This is a genomic window from Pseudomonas sp. LB3P14 (genome assembly GCF_054898045.1).
In genome coordinates, this window is the sequence record NZ_CM142714.1 from 2,794,822 (window position 1) to 2,813,477 (window position 18,656).

16 protein-coding genes and 2 pseudogenes are annotated in these 18,656 nt (G+C 55.1%); 10 read left to right on the plus strand and 8 right to left on the minus strand.

Going from position 1 to position 18,656, the window contains the following annotated elements:
- Positions 1-38 precede the first annotated feature (38 nt).
- Both ACYZT5_RS12950 and ACYZT5_RS12955 read left to right on the plus strand, forming a co-directional pair.
- Positions 39-1,871, plus strand: a complete 1,833-nt coding sequence (locus ACYZT5_RS12950) for a hypothetical protein (protein ID WP_462051453.1) — start codon at positions 39-41, stop codon at positions 1,869-1,871.
- 681 nt (positions 1,872-2,552) lie between these two features.
- Complete coding sequence (locus tag ACYZT5_RS12955; RefSeq protein WP_462051454.1) at positions 2,553-2,825, plus strand: hypothetical protein; 273 nt, start codon at positions 2,553-2,555, stop codon at positions 2,823-2,825.
- A 424-nt stretch (positions 2,826-3,249) separates the two neighbouring features.
- Here the strand turns inward: ACYZT5_RS12955 and ACYZT5_RS12960 are convergent, their stop codons facing one another.
- Positions 3,250-4,104 carry a LysR substrate-binding domain-containing protein gene (locus ACYZT5_RS12960; protein ID WP_462051455.1) on the minus strand — a complete coding sequence of 285 codons (855 nt, stop codon included), beginning with the start codon at positions 4,102-4,104 and terminating at the stop codon, positions 3,250-3,252.
- A gap of 106 nt (positions 4,105-4,210) precedes the next feature.
- Between ACYZT5_RS12960 and ACYZT5_RS12965 the strand changes: the two genes are divergently transcribed.
- Complete coding sequence (locus tag ACYZT5_RS12965; RefSeq protein ID WP_462051456.1) at positions 4,211-4,903, plus strand: FMN-dependent NADH-azoreductase; 693 nt, start codon at positions 4,211-4,213, stop codon at positions 4,901-4,903.
- Here ACYZT5_RS12965 and ACYZT5_RS12970 read toward each other — a convergent pair.
- Complete coding sequence (locus tag ACYZT5_RS12970; protein ID WP_462051457.1) at positions 4,884-5,210, minus strand: AzlD domain-containing protein; 327 nt, start codon at positions 5,208-5,210, stop codon at positions 4,884-4,886. The genes ACYZT5_RS12965 and ACYZT5_RS12970 overlap by 20 nt on opposite strands.
- Entirely contained in the window at positions 5,207-5,947 is a 741-nt protein-coding gene (locus ACYZT5_RS12975; RefSeq protein WP_462051458.1) for an AzlC family ABC transporter permease, read from the minus strand. The genes ACYZT5_RS12970 and ACYZT5_RS12975 overlap by 4 nt, the downstream gene beginning before the upstream one ends.
- Positions 5,948-6,071: 124 nt before the next feature.
- Here ACYZT5_RS12975 and ACYZT5_RS12980 point away from each other — a divergent pair, with 124 nt between their 5' ends.
- Positions 6,072-7,025, plus strand: coding sequence for a LysR family transcriptional regulator (locus ACYZT5_RS12980; protein ID WP_462052245.1), 954 nt, complete (start codon positions 6,072-6,074; stop codon positions 7,023-7,025).
- A gap of 11 nt (positions 7,026-7,036) precedes the next feature.
- On the opposite strand, the gene ACYZT5_RS12985 is transcribed toward ACYZT5_RS12980, so the two are convergent.
- Positions 7,037-7,381: a cupin domain-containing protein gene (locus tag ACYZT5_RS12985; protein ID WP_462051459.1), complete on the minus strand. Its 345-nt coding sequence runs from the start codon at positions 7,379-7,381 to the stop codon at positions 7,037-7,039.
- A 514-nt stretch (positions 7,382-7,895) separates the two neighbouring features.
- On the opposite strand from ACYZT5_RS12985, the gene ACYZT5_RS12990 reads away from it, so the two are divergent.
- From ACYZT5_RS12990 to ACYZT5_RS13005, 4 genes are all read left to right on the plus strand, one after another.
- Positions 7,896-8,339: a PRC-barrel domain-containing protein gene (locus ACYZT5_RS12990; RefSeq protein ID WP_149631315.1), complete on the plus strand. Its 444-nt coding sequence runs from the start codon at positions 7,896-7,898 to the stop codon at positions 8,337-8,339.
- 606 nt (positions 8,340-8,945) lie between these two features.
- Entirely contained in the window at positions 8,946-12,146 is a 3,201-nt protein-coding gene (locus tag ACYZT5_RS12995) for a glycogen debranching N-terminal domain-containing protein (RefSeq protein ID WP_462051460.1), read from the plus strand.
- Positions 12,147-12,345: 199 nt separating this feature from the next.
- Positions 12,346-12,615, plus strand: coding sequence for a LysR substrate-binding domain-containing protein (locus tag ACYZT5_RS13000; RefSeq protein ID WP_462051461.1), 270 nt, complete (start codon positions 12,346-12,348; stop codon positions 12,613-12,615).
- A 32-nt stretch (positions 12,616-12,647) separates the two neighbouring features.
- A complete protein-coding gene (locus ACYZT5_RS13005) occupies positions 12,648-12,797 on the plus strand; it encodes a hypothetical protein (protein WP_462051462.1) in 150 nt (49 codons plus the stop codon).
- 372 nt (positions 12,798-13,169) lie between these two features.
- Here the strand turns inward: ACYZT5_RS13005 and ACYZT5_RS13010 are convergent, their stop codons facing one another.
- Positions 13,170-13,670: a hypothetical protein gene (locus ACYZT5_RS13010; protein WP_462051463.1), complete on the minus strand. Its 501-nt coding sequence runs from the start codon at positions 13,668-13,670 to the stop codon at positions 13,170-13,172.
- 478 nt (positions 13,671-14,148) lie between these two features.
- Between ACYZT5_RS13010 and ACYZT5_RS13015 the strand changes: the two genes are divergently transcribed.
- On the plus strand, positions 14,149-16,284 hold the full coding sequence (locus tag ACYZT5_RS13015) for a calcium-binding protein (protein ID WP_462051464.1): 2,136 nt from the start codon (positions 14,149-14,151) through the stop codon (positions 16,282-16,284).
- 257 nt (positions 16,285-16,541) lie between these two features.
- On the opposite strand, the pseudogene ACYZT5_RS13020 reads toward ACYZT5_RS13015, so the two are convergent.
- Positions 16,542-16,667: pseudogene (locus ACYZT5_RS13020) on the minus strand (hypothetical protein); the annotation flags it as partial.
- Between the two features lie 426 nt (positions 16,668-17,093).
- On the opposite strand from ACYZT5_RS13020, the gene ACYZT5_RS13025 reads away from it, so the two are divergent.
- The gene (locus ACYZT5_RS13025) at positions 17,094-17,366 is read left to right on the plus strand and encodes a hypothetical protein (RefSeq protein WP_462051465.1); all 273 of its coding nucleotides are present in this window, start codon (positions 17,094-17,096) and stop codon (positions 17,364-17,366) included.
- A gap of 269 nt (positions 17,367-17,635) precedes the next feature.
- Here the strand turns inward: ACYZT5_RS13025 and ACYZT5_RS13030 are convergent.
- Both ACYZT5_RS13030 and ACYZT5_RS13035 read right to left on the minus strand, forming a co-directional pair.
- Positions 17,636-17,889, minus strand: a pseudogene (locus tag ACYZT5_RS13030) (phosphotyrosine protein phosphatase).
- A gap of 47 nt (positions 17,890-17,936) precedes the next feature.
- The gene (locus ACYZT5_RS13035) at positions 17,937-18,626 is read right to left on the minus strand and encodes a winged helix-turn-helix transcriptional regulator (protein ID WP_462051466.1); all 690 of its coding nucleotides are present in this window, start codon (positions 18,624-18,626) and stop codon (positions 17,937-17,939) included.
- Between the last annotated feature and the right edge of the window lie 30 nt (positions 18,627-18,656).

An 18,656-nucleotide genomic window follows, 5' to 3' on the forward strand; every position in this document is an offset into this window, starting at 1 on the left:
TTCGAAAGTAGCAGGTTCCGTCATCACGCGTGTGGGGTATGCTTGCTCCAACCCCCCGCTGTCCCACTCACATCCTGAACGGACTCAAGAAGAAATTGCTGAAAATTCAATTTAATCAGGTAACAAAATGCACAACTTTAGGGTCAATATTTTTTTGTGCACTTCTTATCCTTACTCTAGGCCCCTCATTTCAGCAACATGGACTAGCTCTCTTAACCAGCCCTAGTTCGAGTCTTTATCAAAGCGTCTATAAGGATGCGCTCATAAGATTTCCTAGTTTCAAGGAATGGATTCTCGGTAACGATTATTTACTCTATAGTATTGGGGCTGCCGCCTTGACGCTGTGTATTTATAAAAGTCGCTCGATGCGGGGAGCAATTATCTTGACCTCCGTTACTTCGTTCGCCTTCATGACCCTGCTAGATTTAGGATCATTCATTTGGTACGAGACGTTCACAGGCTCTCAACTATTTGAGTCCGTATCTAGCAACATAATCGGCGCCCCGTTAACATCAGCTCTTTTGGTTGTCATTCTTTGGAGCGCGGAGCGTTTGAAGAAAAGTATGGCCGAGCACGTGAAACTAGCGGAATTTGTGTCCTCGCTGTTACCTGCCATACTGGGTCTACTCGTCTTCTTGTTCCAATACTACGCGCTGACGTTAGTTTTCAATCCGACCCCATCTAACATAGAAGCAAAGACATCACCAAAATCGGGCGCAAGCTATATATTCAGCCAGGAGATGAAAGAACGGCATCAGAAGAAGAATGCCGCCGAATGCAACTGCGAGCCCGAAAAAAATAATAAAAATGACTTCGGATTTCTTAAGGGACAGTTTGAGGGCAACCTTACGTTTCAAGGGAATGCAGAAAATGCAACTTTGGGCTGGAAAGCCACTAATTCTGATGATTTTGAAATCACTGTCACCGCTTTCGATGGATGTCTTACGGAGGATCTATTAAAAGCAAATACAGATAAATCGAAAGCGCTAAAAATTACGGATCTAAGGGACTTATCCATCATCCTGGATAAGGGGATAGTGATCTTAGGATCTAAAACAGATGACGGAAATATTGAGGTTCGGCAGTCAAAGGTAGAGCCCTCATGGCATTTAAAGGATGACAAGGGGCATGAACTTAATCGATTCGTAATGGCCACTGATGTAACTGAGTACTGGTCAAATGAAGTGCCCAAAAAGTTCATAATACAGCTCCCACTTTTTACTATGAACGAAGCTTCCGAGGTGACGTCCGCCGAAAAGATAATAAAGCTTGATATGAACGGGAAGATCTACTCGCTCGCATTCAAGCCCAATGCACCGCGAGCTACCTCGAATGTCTGTGCACCCTTCAACTTATCAGGACCGCCTTTGTCTTTAAGTACACATTTCTCGAAGGCTGGCGCGATCAAAATTATTCTTGAAATTCGTCAAACCGAAAAAAGCAAAGTATACAGCTTTTCCAAACAAAACTCTTTCAGCCTTACAGGGCTTAATGGCTGGTTGTCAGTCAGCAACATTAAGCCTGAGCGGATCAAAAACTTGATTTCACCAGGGATCATGCAGGGCTTGACAATTGGCGGAAATATTAATTATTTGCGACTAAATGGAGAGTCCATAAAAAATATTCTCGGGCATGAATTCGCTTTTTACAGTGGGAGTATCAGCGGGAGAGCTGATGATGACGGCAGCCTAATATACCAAGGCGTTGCAGATTGGGTATGGGTAGATGGCAAGAGACTAAGCAAGACTCGCTGGGAAAGTTTAGACGGCGCGACGCAGGGAATATTACTCACCTTAGCTGGGTTATTAATACTGGCTTTTGGAAGGATTATTTTCATTTGCATGCGAGACAATGATTCCTATCACCTCTAACGCTATGGCAAACGGGAGCAGCGTTTTTATCAATTTCCGGGAAAAAGGGCATCCTAGAATTTTTTATTGCGCGCGACGCGGTTGGAGATCGTTCCGGCAAAGTTGAACGTCAGCAGCACCATTTCGATCGGGCATCTCTTTGGCATGAGCGGGGTGCTAATGGACGGCACGCGTTCCTGGAAAGAGGGCGGTGAGGGTGAAGTTCGTGGTAATGACGATGTGCGTTGGGGGCGGGGTTGTTCAAAAATTTGTAAAAAAAAACTAAGGTCTTAGAAGTTTGGGCACCGCGATTCAGGAAATAACTCATCGCCCGAATGTCCGTTTTTGGCCGATAGTAGTCGCCCGCGGAAGGGGCGTAACGGTCCTAGGACCACCATAAAAATTCCTACACAAACCTCGGAATCCCTCACCTTTCCCGCCGTTCTGATGAGGCCTATAGTCCATCTCGTCGCCCAAAATGGCGATTCGGGTTTGGCGACCCGAGATACGAATGCGAGGGCCGCCTGCTCATTTGCAGGCGTCGTCGCAACTGCAAAACCGCTGTACTATGGCGGTTGCGCGCGGGAGACCTTCGGGTCTGCCGGTTTTCGTTCCCGGTTCGCCAACCTGCGCGCAACTGCCACCCTATTCGTTTGGCGACGATCTGTTGGCGGTCTCATCTAACTGAACGAGATCTCACCTATGGAAAGATACATGCCCCTCACCGGAATCGACTTGATCCCGGCCTCCCTGCTCATCGACACCCAAGCCCCACTCGACGTCCTGCAAGCCATGGCTGACCACCGCATCCGAACGGTCACTCAAGTGCTGGAAAACATCGCCTACCGCGCCGAACTCGGTTGCGACACGGTGGTATTGAAAGACTTTTCTCAGCTGTTAGTCATTCCGTTACGCGACGGCTGTGACTTGATGGACGTGATCGGTCGACGCTTACGAGCGCAGGTGAAGGAGTAAGTAAAAACGGGCGCCTCAATGGGCGCCCGTTTTCTGCAATTGCGATCTGTGCATAAACGCGGCTTACGGATCCTTTCGTGAGCCCATTGACCGAAGTCATTTCACAAAAATATGTGAAATAAAATGTGAAGATAATTTTGTTTTAAGAGCCTACAAAACCTCTGGAGGCCAGTAAATTAGCGCCTCTTCATCAAGTCAGTATGTGAAATAAAATGTGCAGACTTCCATACGGTAAAAAGCCGCTATGTGCGGTCGGACATTGGTTAGGGCAATGGATGAAATGAAAACGGACGCCATCAAGGCGCCCGTTTTTTTTGTGTCCATGATCAAAGTGGTTCACCAGCATCCAACAGACAGCTGACCTTCCCTCAGGAAGGCAAAGACCGCGTACCCGAGACGCTCAAGCAAGCCCTTGAAATGACAATCAAGCCCTCCGCGTAGAGCAATACTCCACAATGAGCTGAGTGACCGCTGCCACAATCGCCTGATCCGCGTCAGGCGAGGTGAACAGCCGACATTGCGCATCCGGCAAATCCGGCAATCCTTGTTCTACCCCAATAGCCGTCAATCCTTGCCCCAACTGACTGAGAGGCATGGGCGCTACTGCGAAGCCTGCCAGGGCCGCCGCCCGCAACCCGGCAGTGCTGCTGCACAACATCGCCGTGCGTTGGGCGATTCCCGCCTGCGCCAGCCTTGTCAGCGCGGCCTCGCGATAAGGGCACGGCTCGGGGAACAGGGCCAGCGGCAACGGCGTGGGTAACCGGGCGACAGGTTGCGCCGACCAGGCCCACACCAGCGGCTCTTGCCATAGCAACAGCCCCACTTCGCTGGTTTCACACAGCGAACCGATGACCACCTCCAGATGCCCTTGCTTCATCAGCGCCAGTAACGTACCCGGAATGTTCACCTGCACCTCGATCTCCATCCCGGGGTACTGCGCCGCGAAATCCTGAACAGTGCGCAGTAATCGAGACTCGACAAAATCCTCGGACACCCCGATCCGCAGCCGCCCGTGAAACGGCGTGCGTGTCAGGTCTGTCCAGGCATCACGGTTCAGCGCGAGGATCGTGCGCGCATAAGAGACAAGGCGCTCGCCATCGGCAGTCAGTTGCTGGGATCGGGTGGTGCGCGTCAACAGGGGTTTACCAATCTGTTCTTCCAATCGCCGCACGTGGCCACTGACCGCAGACTGAGTCAGGTGCAGCTTCTGGGCTGCACGGCTGAAGCTGTCTTCATCGACGACGGTGACAAATGTCTTGAGCAGCAGAGCATCGAACATAGTTTTATACGTGATCAATCTAGTTGGAATTTACGATTTATATTTCAAATACAACTATGTTGCAATGCTCCCACCTGCCCTGTCTCCCCATCATTCAAGGTGTGCCATGACGACTCTTCTCCATATTCAATGTTCTCCACGCAAACAGCGTTCGGCTTCCCTTGAAGTCGCTCGCAGCTTCATTGCGCGTTATCAAGCAAACACCCCGGATACCGAAATCATCACCCTCGACCTCTGGAACATGGCGCTGCCAGAATTCGATGATCTGGCAATGGAGGCCAAATACGCCGGGCTCAATGGCACGCCGTTGACCGCCGCGCAACAAGACGCCTGGAACACGTTAAAAGAGCTGGCCAGTCACCTGCACCGCGCGGATGTACTCGTGATGTCCGTACCGCTGTGGAATTTCAGCATCCCGTACAAACTCAAGCACTTCATCGACCTGGTCTCGCAGAAAGACGTCCTGTTCAGCGTTGACCCGGAACGGGGTCTGGAAGGCCTGCTGCACAACAAACTCGCCGTGGTGATGTACGCCCGCGGCCTGGATTTTTCGGCGCAGTCGAGCACACCGGCGGAGCGCTTCGACTTCCAGAAGCCCTACGTGGAAGCCTGGCTGAAATTTATCGGCGTCACGGATGTGCATTCGGTGATTGTGGAGAAAACGATCCTGGGGGAAGACGTTGACCTTCGCGCGCGTGAGGACGCGACTCGGCAGGCCAGGAGCCTGGCAGACAGTTTGTCGCTGACGCTTCAGGCCCCCCCGGCTGCACATCGATTCACTACACACCTAAATACCTGAATAGCCACAACCCTCCCATACCAACCGCCAGCGTCAGGACCGTATTGCGAGTCTGCCAGGCGACCCAGGCCGCAATAATGGCGGCGGGTATCTGGGGGTTATTCAATACGAATGCCCCCTGCCCATTGGGATACACCACGGCGGGCAGCACAAGGGCAGCCAGCACACTCGCCGGTACGTAAAGCAAAGCCCGACTCAGCACTGACGGGATGCGCAACCGGCCATACAGTTCGACAAAGGAAAGACGCATCGCGAACGTTCCCAAACCGACCGCCAGGAACATCCCCCACAAGGCTAAATCACTCATGGTGTCTCCCTCTCGACGTCATGGGGCAGCGCATCGATCAATGGGCGCTTGCGAACACTCTCGATCAACAGACCCGCCATGACACCGCCGATGGAAGCGGTTATCAACCCAAGGTTATAGGGCATATTGACCGCCAACACGGCGATCAGCCCGCCGACAGAGGCGGCGGCCAGGCTCGCCGCACTGCGTATGCCGGGAACCAGAAGCGCCAGAAACGAAAGCGGTATGGCAAAGCTCAATGACCAGGTCTCGGGGATGCTCGCGCCCAGGTAGATGCCCGCCAATACCGACAATTGCCAGGACAGCCACATGGCAGCGGCGGTGCCGGCATAGTAGTGATGTGCGAATTGACCCAGTTCGCCAGAGGACAGTTTGAGACTGCACAGCGCGTAGGACTGGTCAGAAAGCATGTAGGACACCGGCCATGTCCAGCGCCGGGGCAAGTGGTGCAGATAAGGGGCCAGTGACGCGCTGTACATGATGAAGCGCAAGTTGATGACCAGGGCAGTCACCACGATCGCCAGCGGCACAACGCCCGTATGGAGCAGTTGCAGTGCAACCATCTGAGCGGACCCCGAGTAGAACAGCAGCGTCATGCCCATGGTCGTGCCGGGCGACATGCCCATGTTGATCGCCATGACCCCCGTCAGCAAGCCGAAAGGAACGACACCGGGACTCAATGGAATGAGCGCCCGGACACCTTGCATGAAGGCTTCTCTTCCTGATTGGTACCGCATTTCGTCTCCTTGTTTTTGTCTTCCCGCCGCCGGTTCGATTGTGACCCATCGTGCGGTAGAGTGTGGACCCGGAGCCCGATGGGCAGAACCGACTTTTTTTTCGAGAAAACAGGTAGTTTTTGTTATGGCTAAAAGCTCCCAGCCTGATCAGGCCCTGCTCTCAATGCCGTCCTTCAAGGCCATGAGATCCTTCGTGGCCGCCGCCAAGTATCGGAACTTTACCCGGGCCGCCGAGGCGTTGTGCGTCACGCAGGCGGCCATCAGCCGTCAGATTCGCGAGCTTGAACTCTACTTGGGGACCGAGTTGTTCACCCGTACCGGGAGGGAAGTCAGGCTGACAGCCTCGGGCACGGCACTCTTCGATGCTGCACAGCTGTCCCTGCTCAACATCTTTCAAGCAACCGAAAGAATCCGCCGGGAAAAAAGCGATAAGCGCACCCTGACCCTTTGCTGCTCACCCGCCTTGTCGGCGCTTTGGCTATCCCATCGACTGAAAGACTTCTTCAGCGCCCACCCCGATGTCGACCTGAATGTCATTACCACTCAGCATTTTCTGGTCATGGAGCCCGGGATCAATCCGGATATCTTCATCACCCAGACCAGTGATCTGCGCCCCGGCTATCTGCGAATCCCCTTGTTTCATGAAGTCGTCTATCCCGTGTGCACGCCTCGTTATCTGGAGGCTCATCCAGAACTGAAAACCCTGGAGGGCATGCGCAACAGCGTACTGCTGGACCTGAACCCTTATGGCCGTTCCCAGCTGTCAGAACAGGTCGACTGGAATGTGTGGTTCGCTTTCCAGTCCCACGATCTACAGATCCCGGCCTCGGAAAGCCCGCACTACTTCAGCAGCAATGACTACAGCCTTCTGGTGCAAATGGCGCTGGATGATCAAGGTATCGCTTTGGGCTGGGATCATTTGGTGAGGCATCTGGTACAGCAGGGGCGCCTGGTTCGGCCGGTGACGGAGGAACTGACGCTCAGGGAAGCGGTTCAGTATTTGATGATTAATGAGAAGAAGGCAGAGGATCCGGCGTGTGGGCGTTTGAAGGATTGGCTGGTTGCTCAGTTCAAGTGACGTAAATGAACTTACTCTTGCCTGACAATATCGACCGAGATCTCCACCGCCGCAATCGTGCCTCTGTTCTCAAGCCAGTGTGTGGTGTTCCTGTCCTCGGGCCAGCCTACTCCCGGCCCATAATCCGTGGCGACTCCATTTCGATGGTCAGTGATCGTTCCTTGCAGAATGTAGACCGTGCCTGGTCTGTCTACATGGTTGTGAATCGGCCCGAAGACGCCTCCAGGCTCGATGGTCACCCTGCGCATTCTAAGTTGGCGCCCTGCCATACCCTCGATCTCAGGACCCAGGTCAATCGTTGCAAGTAAGATCACCGTGACCCCTTTCGTCTCAGGTGCCGCCTGTTCGTTGCTCATCGCGCGCTCCTCTCTGTACATACAGGGCCTAACTAGAAGTAGAGACCCTAAAAGGTGTGATCAGTCGGGAGGCGACAAAGGGTCGATTGCCGCCCTTCGCGACAGGCTGTTATCGGCCAGAAGCAGACATTCACCTGCCAATTTTATGTCCTGCTCCAGATTTTGCTGGACTTTCCCCTATATTAACTATCATTCAAATAAGTTTGGTCGCAGTAGCGACCCAAACTTAGTCGTCATATTTATGAAGTCATATGCAAACCAGTTGTCATATTGAGAAATCGCTTCACCCACACCTCTATGATATCGATCTGGTTAATGCCAAAAATAAAAACAAGCATCACACATGGATAGCGCACTAATAAAAGCTGATTGACTTTTTACTCCAACTTACCATTCGTCGTCATGCAGAAAAAAAATTCAACTTTTTCGAAAACGGGTGACTCCCACTAATACAGCCATCAAGGCAGTGGGTACATTTTTCTGATTGATTGACAATTGCTGATAGGAGATAGTAATGAACTACGAAGATCGCGATACCTATGGCATGTACAAAACCAACCTCCTACGAGATGCCGGCTCTGAAGAACAGGGGCCTGGCCCCGACCTGATGGGGGCAGATACTCTCATTGGAAATGATGTTTATAACCATAATGAAGAAGACTTGGGAGATATTAAGGAAATCATGCTGGATGTTCGCAGCGGTAGAGTGAGTTATGCTGTTCTATCTTTTGGTGGCTTTCTTAGCATGGGAGAAAAACTGTTTGCGGTACCTTGGAACGCATTGACACTCGATACAGTAAATAAGCGCTTCGTACTAAACGTAGAGAAAGAACGCTTGGAAAATGCACCAGGTTTTGACAAGGACAGTTGGCCTAATATGGCCGACGAGTCTTGGGCAACAGAAATCCATTCTTTCTATGGAACTAAACCCTACGATTACGATACTGTTCGGAGATAAAGTATCGACAAAGCTAATGTCCATCTCCGAAACGAAGAGTGATGCGCGCCGAGCAAACAACGGCGCGCATTGCGGTGAAAAAAGGTTTGTCGAAGCAACAAGGGTTTAGGGTGGATTCTGCTGACCGCCATCGAATCCAAGGCTAGGTCCCAGCCGCATCGTACCCGCAGTGCGGCGTCTGAATTCGCCCACATCAGAACAGCCAAACTGGGTAGCTATAACTGCTAGGTATGAGGCAGAGAACGGCCATAAGTTGACACTCTCCTTATATGGATGACCTTGGCTCAGAAGGTGACAACCCCGACAACACTGACGAACTGGCGAGTGATTGTGCCTTAGGAACGTTACCGGCCGAACAACCCTGATGATTGACCATGTATCGCTTCTGTCCTGTCCGGAAGCTGTGCGGAACGCTTGCGCCGCGCGTCACCCATCAGTCACCGCCATGAAAGCTGATTTGCGACCGGTGAACGCTGAAGGCGTCATATCGAATTGAACTGTCGCGGTGGGCGTACCATCAATCGTGGATAAGGCGAGCAAAGGGAATCGTAGGAAGCTAAGGCACAGGAGGCTTTTTCATTCGACTCAATACCGGAGATCATCTCCATGAGGATCGCTCAGATTGCGCCGCTTACCGAATGCTGTCCGCCCCGCCTATACGGCGGCATTGAGCGGATTGTTTCTTACCTGACTGAAGAACTGGTTCGGCAAGGGCACGATGTAACGCTCTTTGCCAGCGGGGATTCACAAACTTCGGCACGCCTGGAGCCAGGATCGCGGCGAGCCTTGCGACTGGACCCGGGCGTCAAGGATGCGATTCCTCATCACATCCTGATGCTGGACCAAGTGATCAGGCAGGCGGATCAATTCGACGTGATGCATTTTCATGTCGACATCTACCATTTTCCGTTAATTCGTCGCTTGGCCGGCCACAGTGTAACCACGCTCCACGGACGTCTGGATATCGCAGACTCCCAATCGTTTTACAGCCATTTTCCCGAAGTACCACTGGTCTCGATTTCAAAAGCCCAACGCGCGCCGTTGATCGGCAACGTCAATTGGATGGGCAACGTTTATCATGGGATTCCAGCCGATCTTTTAGCGTTCACCCCTGAACCCAAAGGCGACTATCTGGCTTTCCTGGGACGTATTTCCCCCGAAAAACGACCGGACCGCGCCATCGAAATTGCCACCAAGGCGGGTCTGCCGTTGAAAATCGCGGCCAAGGTAGACAAGGCAGATCAGGTTTACTGGCACGACGTCATTGCCCCGTTGATCGCGACGCATCCGAACGTCGAATTTATCGGTGAGATCGATGATCGCCAAAAAGCCAACTTTCTTGGCAATGCCCGCGCGCTAATTTTCCCCATCGATTGGCCTGAGCCTTTCGGCCTGGCGATGATCGAAGCCATGGCGTGTGGGACGCCTGTCATTGCCTTTCGTCATGGCGCGGTCCCGGAAGTGATTGATGACGGAGTGTCCGGTTACATTGTCGACGACATCGAGGGCGCGGTAGCGGCTATCCAGCGGCTGAAAGCGCTTGATCGTCGCAGGGTTCGGGCCGCGTTCGAGGAACGGTTCACGGTCGAGTGCATGACCAACCATTATCTGGAGCTGTATCGTCATCTGACGACGGGCCACACTACGGGTCAACCCAACACGCCTTTCGATGTTCCCGCCTCCGCGTCGTTGCAAGAATTGCGCTTACGCACCCTTAAACATAACGATACTTTTGCGATATTCGACCCTAATGGGGATGTACTGGTTACAGAAGAAAGCCCGCAGGGGCTTTTCCATACCGATACCCGGCATCTGTCGGGGTTTTATCTGACGCTTAACGGGACGCGACCACTGTTGCTCAGCTCCACGCTGCGCGACGATAACGCGATGCTCACTTGCGATCTTACCAACGCCGATCTGTTCAATGCCCAGGGCCAAAAAGTCCTGCACCATGATTTGATCCATCTGCGCCGCTCACGTTTTTTATGGGAAGGATCATGTTACGAACGGCTGACCTTGCGCAATTTCGACGAATTCCCACATCGCCTGCAACTTAGAATCCAGTTCGTGGCCGACTTCAAGGATCTGTTCGAGGTTCGCGGTGCTCGGCGTCCACAACGCGGAGAAGCGCATCTGGCGGACATTACGGGTGAGCAAGTCGTTCTCTCCTACACCGGGCTGGATCACAAACGGCGCACCACCCGACTACGCTTTGACCCGCTGCCAGCCTGTCTTTCCTGTGACCAGGCACTGTTCGACATCGCATTGGCGCCCGGTCAAATCCAATCATTGTTCATGGATATCAATTGCGGCGTTCAAAACCCACCCTATTCAGTGCGTCACGGGTTTTTCGTTTCACTGCGCGATGCCCGGCGCCAGTCACGCACGTACTCTTCGCGCGCGGCCTTGGTCGTAACGTCCCATGAGGTGTTCAACGAAGCGGTGAGTCGGAGCGTTTCCGACCTTTACATGCTCATGACCAAAACCCCTCAGGGCCTGTATCCGTACGCAGGTATCCCTTGGTTCAGCACAGTCTTTGGACGTGATGCTTTGATTACCGCGTGGCAGATGCTCTGGCTCGACCCCGGTATAGCCCGAGGCGTGCTAGGGCATCTGGCGGCCAATCAAGCGACGACCGTCGACCCTGGCGCCGATGCCGAACCCGGAAAAATCCTGCATGAAGTCAGGCTCGGGGAAATGGCTGAGTTGGGTGAGGTGCCATTCCGGCGTTACTACGGCAGCATCGACTCCACGCCGCTGTTTGTGATGTTGGCCGCAGCCTATCTGGAAAGGACCAATGACCTGGATACACTCCGCCAACTCTGGCCAAACATCGAGGCAGCGCTGACCTGGATTGAGGAGTACGGCGACCGCGACGGTGACGGTTTTGTCGAATATGGGCGGCAGTCCGCCGAGGGTCTGATCAACCAGGGATGGAAGGACAGCCATGATTCGGTGTTTCATGCGGACGGTCGATTGGCCGTCGGCCCGATTGCGATCGTTGAAGTGCAGGCTTACGTCTATGGCGCCTTGAGTGGTGCCGCGCAAATTGCACGACGGCTTGGCGAGCCAGACCAGGCTCTACGTTTGAAAGAAAAAGCCCGACACTTGCGCCAGCAGTTCGATGCTCACTTTTTCGACGAGGAACTGGGCACGTATGTCCTGGCGCTGGACGGCAACAAAATGCCCTGTCGAGTGCGCACCTCCAATGCGGGCCATGCGCTGTTCGCCGGCATCGCGTACCGCAAACGTGCACCATCGGTCGTGGCGGCGTTGATGGACCGCTCCTCTTTTTCAGGCTGGGGCGTGCGAACCGTCGCGTCCTCGCAGCCACGCTATAACCCGATGAGTTATCACAATGGATCCGTCTGGCCCCATGACAATGCCTTAATCGCGGCTGGGTTTGCCCGTTACGGCTTCCGTCGGGAAGCAGCGCGGATTTTCGAAGGGATTTTTGCCGCGTCCACGTACATTGATCTTCGACGGCTTCCGGAACTGTTTTGCGGCTTTTCCCGGCAGCGCACCCAAGGGCCGACGTTTTACCCAGTCGCCTGCATGCCGCAGGCGTGGGCTGCTGCGGCGCCGCTTTCGATGATTCAGTCGTGCCTGGGACTTAGCTTCAGTCCTACGAAACTCAACATCATGTTTGACGAGCCAATACTTCCGGCATTTCTGGACACCATCGCCATTCAGCGTCTGGCAGTGGGGGCGGAATCGGCTGATGTGATGCTGAGGCGTTCGGGAAAGAACGTTATGATCGAAGTCCTTAACCGTCATGGCCCTGTTCGGATAATGAGTACCAGTTAGAGCGCCGATGTGATGAGCGCATTGCCTCCGCGCAATCAGACAAAAACCGGCGGAGCACTGTACACAGAGTTCGGGTTTGAGACTCGTGCTTTCGAGATGGGTACGCGTCTGTAAAGGCGATTCCCCGAAAGGTGAAAAGCGGTTCGAGGGACGTCTGCGGGGTCATTCGTGACTGACAACTTTCGGCCAAAATCGTAATGTGGACGCGAGCCCGGCCTCGGAAAGCCCGCACTACTTCAGCAGCAATGACTACAGCCTTCTCGTGCAAATGGCGCTGGACGATCAGGGGCTCGCTTTGGGCTGGGATCATCTGGTGAGACATCTGGTACAGCAGGGGCGCCTGGTTCGGCCGGTGACGGAGGAACTGACGCTCAGGGAAGCGGTTCAGTATTTGATGATTAAGGAGAAGAAGGCAGAGGATCCGGCGTGTGGGCGTTTGAAGGATTGGCTGGTTGCTCAGTTCAAGTGACGTAAATAGCGAGCGTCCGCACGGTCACGCAGGTGCTGGAAAACATCGCCTTCCGCGCCGAGATCGGTTGCGACACGGTGGTGCTGTCCGACTTTTCCAAACTGCTGGCCATTCCGTTGCGCGATGGCTGCGACTTGATGGATGTGATCGGCCGGCGCTTGCGGGCTCAAGCAGCGGAATAAACGAAAACGGGCGCCTTGTCGGGCGCCCGTTTTGTTTTGGGTTGCGTGCTGCGGGTTTTGGTCGCTTGGAGCCTATTCACCCACTGCTGGACGATGCCGCCCATCGCAGCAAGCAGCTAAGCTTTATCAGGAGGCCTTCGCGAAATGCTGAACAGTCAGGAGGCGAACAATGAGCAAACAACCTCAACCCCGGAGCCGCTCCAACCCTCAGCCCAGATCCCGCCCGGTAGTGCCTGACCTGCACAGCAAAACAGGCACCAAGTCCGGGGGGTTGCGCGGTAACTACCCATCGAAGAAGTCGAATTGAGCTCAAGCGTGCGGCAGGCTTTGCAGTAGAGTCCGTTGCACTTCCCTATCAGCCGTTATGGCTGATCAGTGCGATTTTTTCGATACCGACGTCCCGGCTTTGCTCAACCCTTTCGAGTTGTGATCCCCAGGCGTCGAGGTCGAGACTGCTCTGGCTTTGGCCACGCCGCGAGTATCTTTGGAATGGGCGATGCCTGAAGTCGTTGCGCCATGACCGCGATCACCATTGCGATCACTGCCGTAGTGGTTACCGCTTTCACCATGGTCGCGAACAGCCTTGCCGGCATGATCGCTGCTCAGTCCATTGCCGCGGCCGTTACTGTTAGAGCCGCCGGAGTGATCTGAACCGCTGTAACCGCCGCCTGTACCGCCGCCATGGCCACCTCCGTTACCACCTCCGTTACCACCACCACCACCACCACCACCACCACCACCACCACCACCACCACCACCATCTTTCGCATAGGCGGAGTTCATGACAGACAGATCAGTAGGGAGCAATGGAGCGGCTGCAAGCATCATGGCGCATGACATGACAGCAACGAGACTCTTATTTTTTAAAAGCATGGTGGCTTCCGTAGGTTGATATCGCGAATGATATGACGCATTAACCCCCTTACAGTTCAAGTCCCACGACAGGCGGAATGCGCCTCAACGGGCATGATCGGTATGCGCATTTAAAGGCGTAATCCAGCCTCCACAACCGACTGGCAATCGCCTACGGCCAATTACAATAATCCGGTGAGTGCAGGAATCTTGTGATTCCGCGACCATTAGTTGCACAACGGATCACACACCCTGCGTCCTCTGCGGACGACAGCCCAGGGTCGATTTCTACCTTTTGCGACAGGCTGCAATCGGCCCAGTCAGGCCATCCAAAAAACGGGATGCCTTGATGTATTCATCAGGGGACGGTCATTGGGGAGAGATGCAAAAAGATGTGACTCCAGCCTCCCATACCGAGGGTCAGTAGCTAATATTAACTTGCCTCAACCCGCTGTACGCCAATTCACGCTTATCATCTCCTTCAAGGGAGGGTAGAACCATGGCTGTAATCAATGGGACCGCACAAAACGACTTTATATTTGCCAACCCGGAGGCCGATCAGATCTTCGGCCTTGGTGGCGACGACTTTATCCTGGGTGAAGGAGGTAACGACACAATAGAAGGTGGTGACGGCAACGATGATATCTCCGGTGGTGACGGCGACGACCTGCTTCGCGGTGGCATCGGACTCGACAGGCTCACGGGCAATGCCGGTGCAGATACCCTGACCGGTGGCGCGGATAATGACTCTTTCAACTGGTTTGTCGGCAGTGGCTCGGACTCCTCTTCCCTGGCCCGCGACACGGTGACCGACTTCCAGGGCGCTGGCGTTGCTGGTGGTGACACCCTGGTCCTCTCCGCGAATAACCGGCTGGTTTTCGAGGGGGCTCGCACCACGGTACCTACGCTGGGCGCTGCGCTCGGTTTCGGCGGCAACGGCTTCACCGAGGTCTTCTATGTCGCAGGTGCCGCCAGCACGTTGCTGTTCGCGGACTCCAACGACAACGGCGTGTTTGACGCCACGGACTTCTCGGTGCAACTGACGGGTCAGCACAACCTCGTAAAAGCCGATTTCGGCACCACGACCTTTGTCCTGCGTGGCACCGAAGGCAATGACGTGATCAACGGCACCGCAGAGATCGACAGGATCTTCGCGCTCGGTGGAAACGATGTGATTAACGCTGGTAACGGCAATGACATCGTCGACGGCGGCGCCGGCAACGACATCCTGAACGGTGGCGCGGGCAACGATCTGCTGACCGGTGGGCTCGGCAATGACACCCTGAACGGTGGCGACGACCGCGATAGCATCACGGGCAACGACGGAAACGACATCATTGACGGTGGTGCCGGCAATGACCCGCTGCTTGCCGGCGGCAACGGCAATGACATAGTGAGTGGCGGTGCAGGCAACGACACGCTGGACGGCGACGCCGGTAACGACCAGCTGTTTGGCGGCATCGGTAACGACAGCCTGTTCGGCGAAGACGGCAACGACCAGATGTTTGGCGAGGACGGCAACGACGAACTGTTCGGCGATGCCGGCAACGACCAGTTGTTCGGCGGCAATGGTGACGACGTGCTCGAAGGCGACGCCGGGGCAGACCAGTTGAACGGCGGCGCCGGCAATGACGAGTTCGAGTTCTTCCTCGGCTCGTTCAACCCGAACTCACCCTTCGCGACCTTCGATACGGTCCAGGACTTCCAGGGCGCAGGTGTGGCCGGGGGCGATACGATCGAACTGGTCGATGAGTTCGTATTTCGTGGCCAGGTCACGCTCAATCCACAGCTTGGCGCGGTACTGGTCGGCGGTGGCAACGGCATCACCGACCTGCTCTACACGGTCCGCCAGGGCAATACCTGGCTGATAGCGGACGAGAATGACAACGGCCGGCTCGACAGCACCGACTTCACGGTGAAGTTCCTCGGCGTCAAGAACTTCACGGTGGACGATTTCGGTAACAATACCGTCTTCGTCACGGCTGGCACCGATGGAAACGACATCATCGTCGGCACCGATGGCGACGATAAAATCTTCGGCCTCGGCGGCAACGACCAGTTGTTCGGCCAGGCGGGCGAGGACCTGCTCGATGGCGGTACCGGTGACGACGTGCTGCTGAGCGGCACAGGCCTGGATAATCTGTTCGGCGGCGAGGGTAACGACACGCTCACCATCGAGGATTTCGGCAGTGCCTTCGGCGGTGCCGGGAACGACTTGGTGATCGGCAGCAGCGCCGAGTTCGCTTTCCAGACGACCCTTGAGGGGAATGAAGGCAACGACACACTGCAGTCCGGCAGTGCTGGCGCCTTCATGATTGGTGGCACGGGGGAAGACCTGCTGGTGGGCAGTGCGGCGGATGACTTCATGGTCGGCAGCCTCCAGTTCGAACCCGGCCTCGATGCGGACAGGTTCCAGTTCGGTGCCCTCTGGGGAACGGATACTATCGCCGACTTCGAAGACGGCACTGACCTGATCGACCTGAGCACCAGCGGTCTGACCTTCGCGAATCTCACCGTTGGAGAACAGTTCGGCGAGGCTGTCATTAGCGTCACTGGCCAGCCGGGTGTGGGAAGCATAACCTTGATCGGCGTCCCACAGGCCGCCATCACCGAGGCGGACTTCGCTTTTACCTAAGTGATCGGCGCATGCTCACGCCCGGTGATGGCGTGAGCATGCAGAGGAAAAGCAGAGGAAAAGGGGACTGATTTATTTTCTTGCTGCGAATGCCAGCTTTGGCTCCAGGCTGTGTGAAAACTCCCGATGAAATTCAAGGTTCGCGTTGCTACGCGAAATCATTGGAGTTTGACCAAGTGGGATTGCTCAGAATTTGCGAGGTAACGCCAAAATTGATCAGCAAACCATCAGTGCTGGGTATTTAAAACGTTTTCACACAGCCCCAGTCGACTGCTGCCGGCCGTGACTACGCGCACCGGATTTGTATCCGTGACGTAGTCATCGAGGCTTTCGGGAAGGAAGGTATTTTGGCCTCGATGTTCACCTTGAATAAAGCGCTTCATGGGCGATCCTTGCGATGAAATCCTCAGAAATCATAGCAAGGGTTTGCGAAGGCGTTTTTACACACTCTGGGCCGATAGCAGTCGCCCGAGGAAGGGGCGTAACGGTCCTAGGAGCACCATAAAAATTCCTACATAAACCTCGGAATCCCTCACCTTTCCCGCCGTTCTGATGAGGCCTATAGTCCATCTCGTCGCCCAAAATGGCGATTTCGGGTTTGGCGACCCGAGATATGAGCGCGAGGGCCGTCTGCTCATTTGCAGGCGTCGTCGCAGCCGCAAAACCGCTGTACTATGGCGGTTGTGCGCGGGAGACCTTCGGGTCTGCCGGTTACTCATTCCCGGTTCGCCAACCTGCGCGCAACTGCCACCCTATCGTTTGGCGACGATCTGTTGGCGGTCTCAACAAACTGAATGAGATCTCCCCCTATGGAAAGATACACGCCCCTCACCGGAATCGACTTGATCCCGGCCTCCCTGCTCATCGACACCCAAGCCCCACTCGACGTCCTGCAAGCCATGGCCGATTACCGCATCCGCACAGTCACGCAGGTGCTGGAAAATATCGCCTACCGCGCCGAACTCGGTTGCGACACGGTGGTGTTGAAAGACTTTTCTCAGCTGTTAGCCATTCCGTTACGCGACGGCTGTGACTTGATGGACGTGATCGGTCGACGCTTGCGAGCGCAGGCGAAGGAGTAAGTAAAAACGGGCGCCTCAATGGGCGCCCGTTTTTCACCAATTGCGGTCTGTGCATAAACACGGCTGACGGATCCATTCGTGCCCCCATTGACCGAAGGCACTTCACCTAAAAATGTGAAATAAAATGTGAAGCCTTTCATACGGTAAAAACCGCTATGTGCGGTCGGCCAAGGAATGGATTAAAAGGAAACGGCCGCCATGAAGGCGCCCGTTTTTTGTGTCTGCGAACAAGAGGTACGCCAGCATCCATCGGTCGACTGACCTTCATTTCAGGAAGGCAAATACCGCGTGACTCTCGCGTCCAGTAACTTGATCAGTGCAGGCTCCATGTATTGAAAAATATCAGGTATGTCCAGACAGACTCAGATCAGCCCACTGCAGCAGTTCCAGGCTGACTGGAACATAAGCATCATTGCTGATACCCATCGACGCGGTTTCCACGCCTGGTCAGTCAGCAAAATGTTGTTCGGCTGTGGGGCTTCGCAGTCGGTTCTGGCTGCATATGATAAAGCACGTTCAACATCGGTTAACTCCAAACAGTTAACGTGACTCGGGCTCAGGCCAGCGAGATTACCGAGTTACTGCCGCACTCCGAGTCCCCGCAAACGCACTCGTGCCAAGCCAGCGCCACAAGTTTTCCGCATCCTTCACGGCACCGTCTACACGCAGCTCTCGCGACTGAAGAACCTCCCGCGGTGTGCGGTCGCCCGTCCACACTTCGGTCAATGCGCGCACGCTGGAGTCCACGACGAGCGTCAGTTCGCGGCCGGGGTCGTCGCGGCACAGGTCTGCCACGCCCTGTTCGACCACGAGCCACCACGCTTGCTCGCCGGGCCGTGCGTCGCGGAACTTGAACTGGATGACCACCGGTCGGGACGGGAATGTCTCGATGCGCACGAACCGGCGCACGTCCCACATGAGCAGGCCCGCGTCGAGTTCGTCATCGCGAAGGCGACTGCCGATCCAGCGCGCGCCCCAATGACCTAGCGCCATGATGATGGGGCGCAATTCCTCGCCCGCCTCGGTCAGGCTGTACTCCCAGACTTTGCCTGCGGCGGTGCGGTGCACGACACCGATTTCTTCCAAATGGCGCAGCCTTTGTGCCAGCAGGTTGGTGGACATCCGTGGTACGCCGCGGTGCAGTTCATTGAAGCGTTTGCTGCCGCACAGCAGCTCGCGCACCACCAATGGTGTCCAGCGTTCGCACAGGGCTTCAGCACCGCGCGCGACCGTGCAGAACTGACCGTAGCTTTCTTCCATCGCCTGGGCTCCGTAACTACAACACTTCAG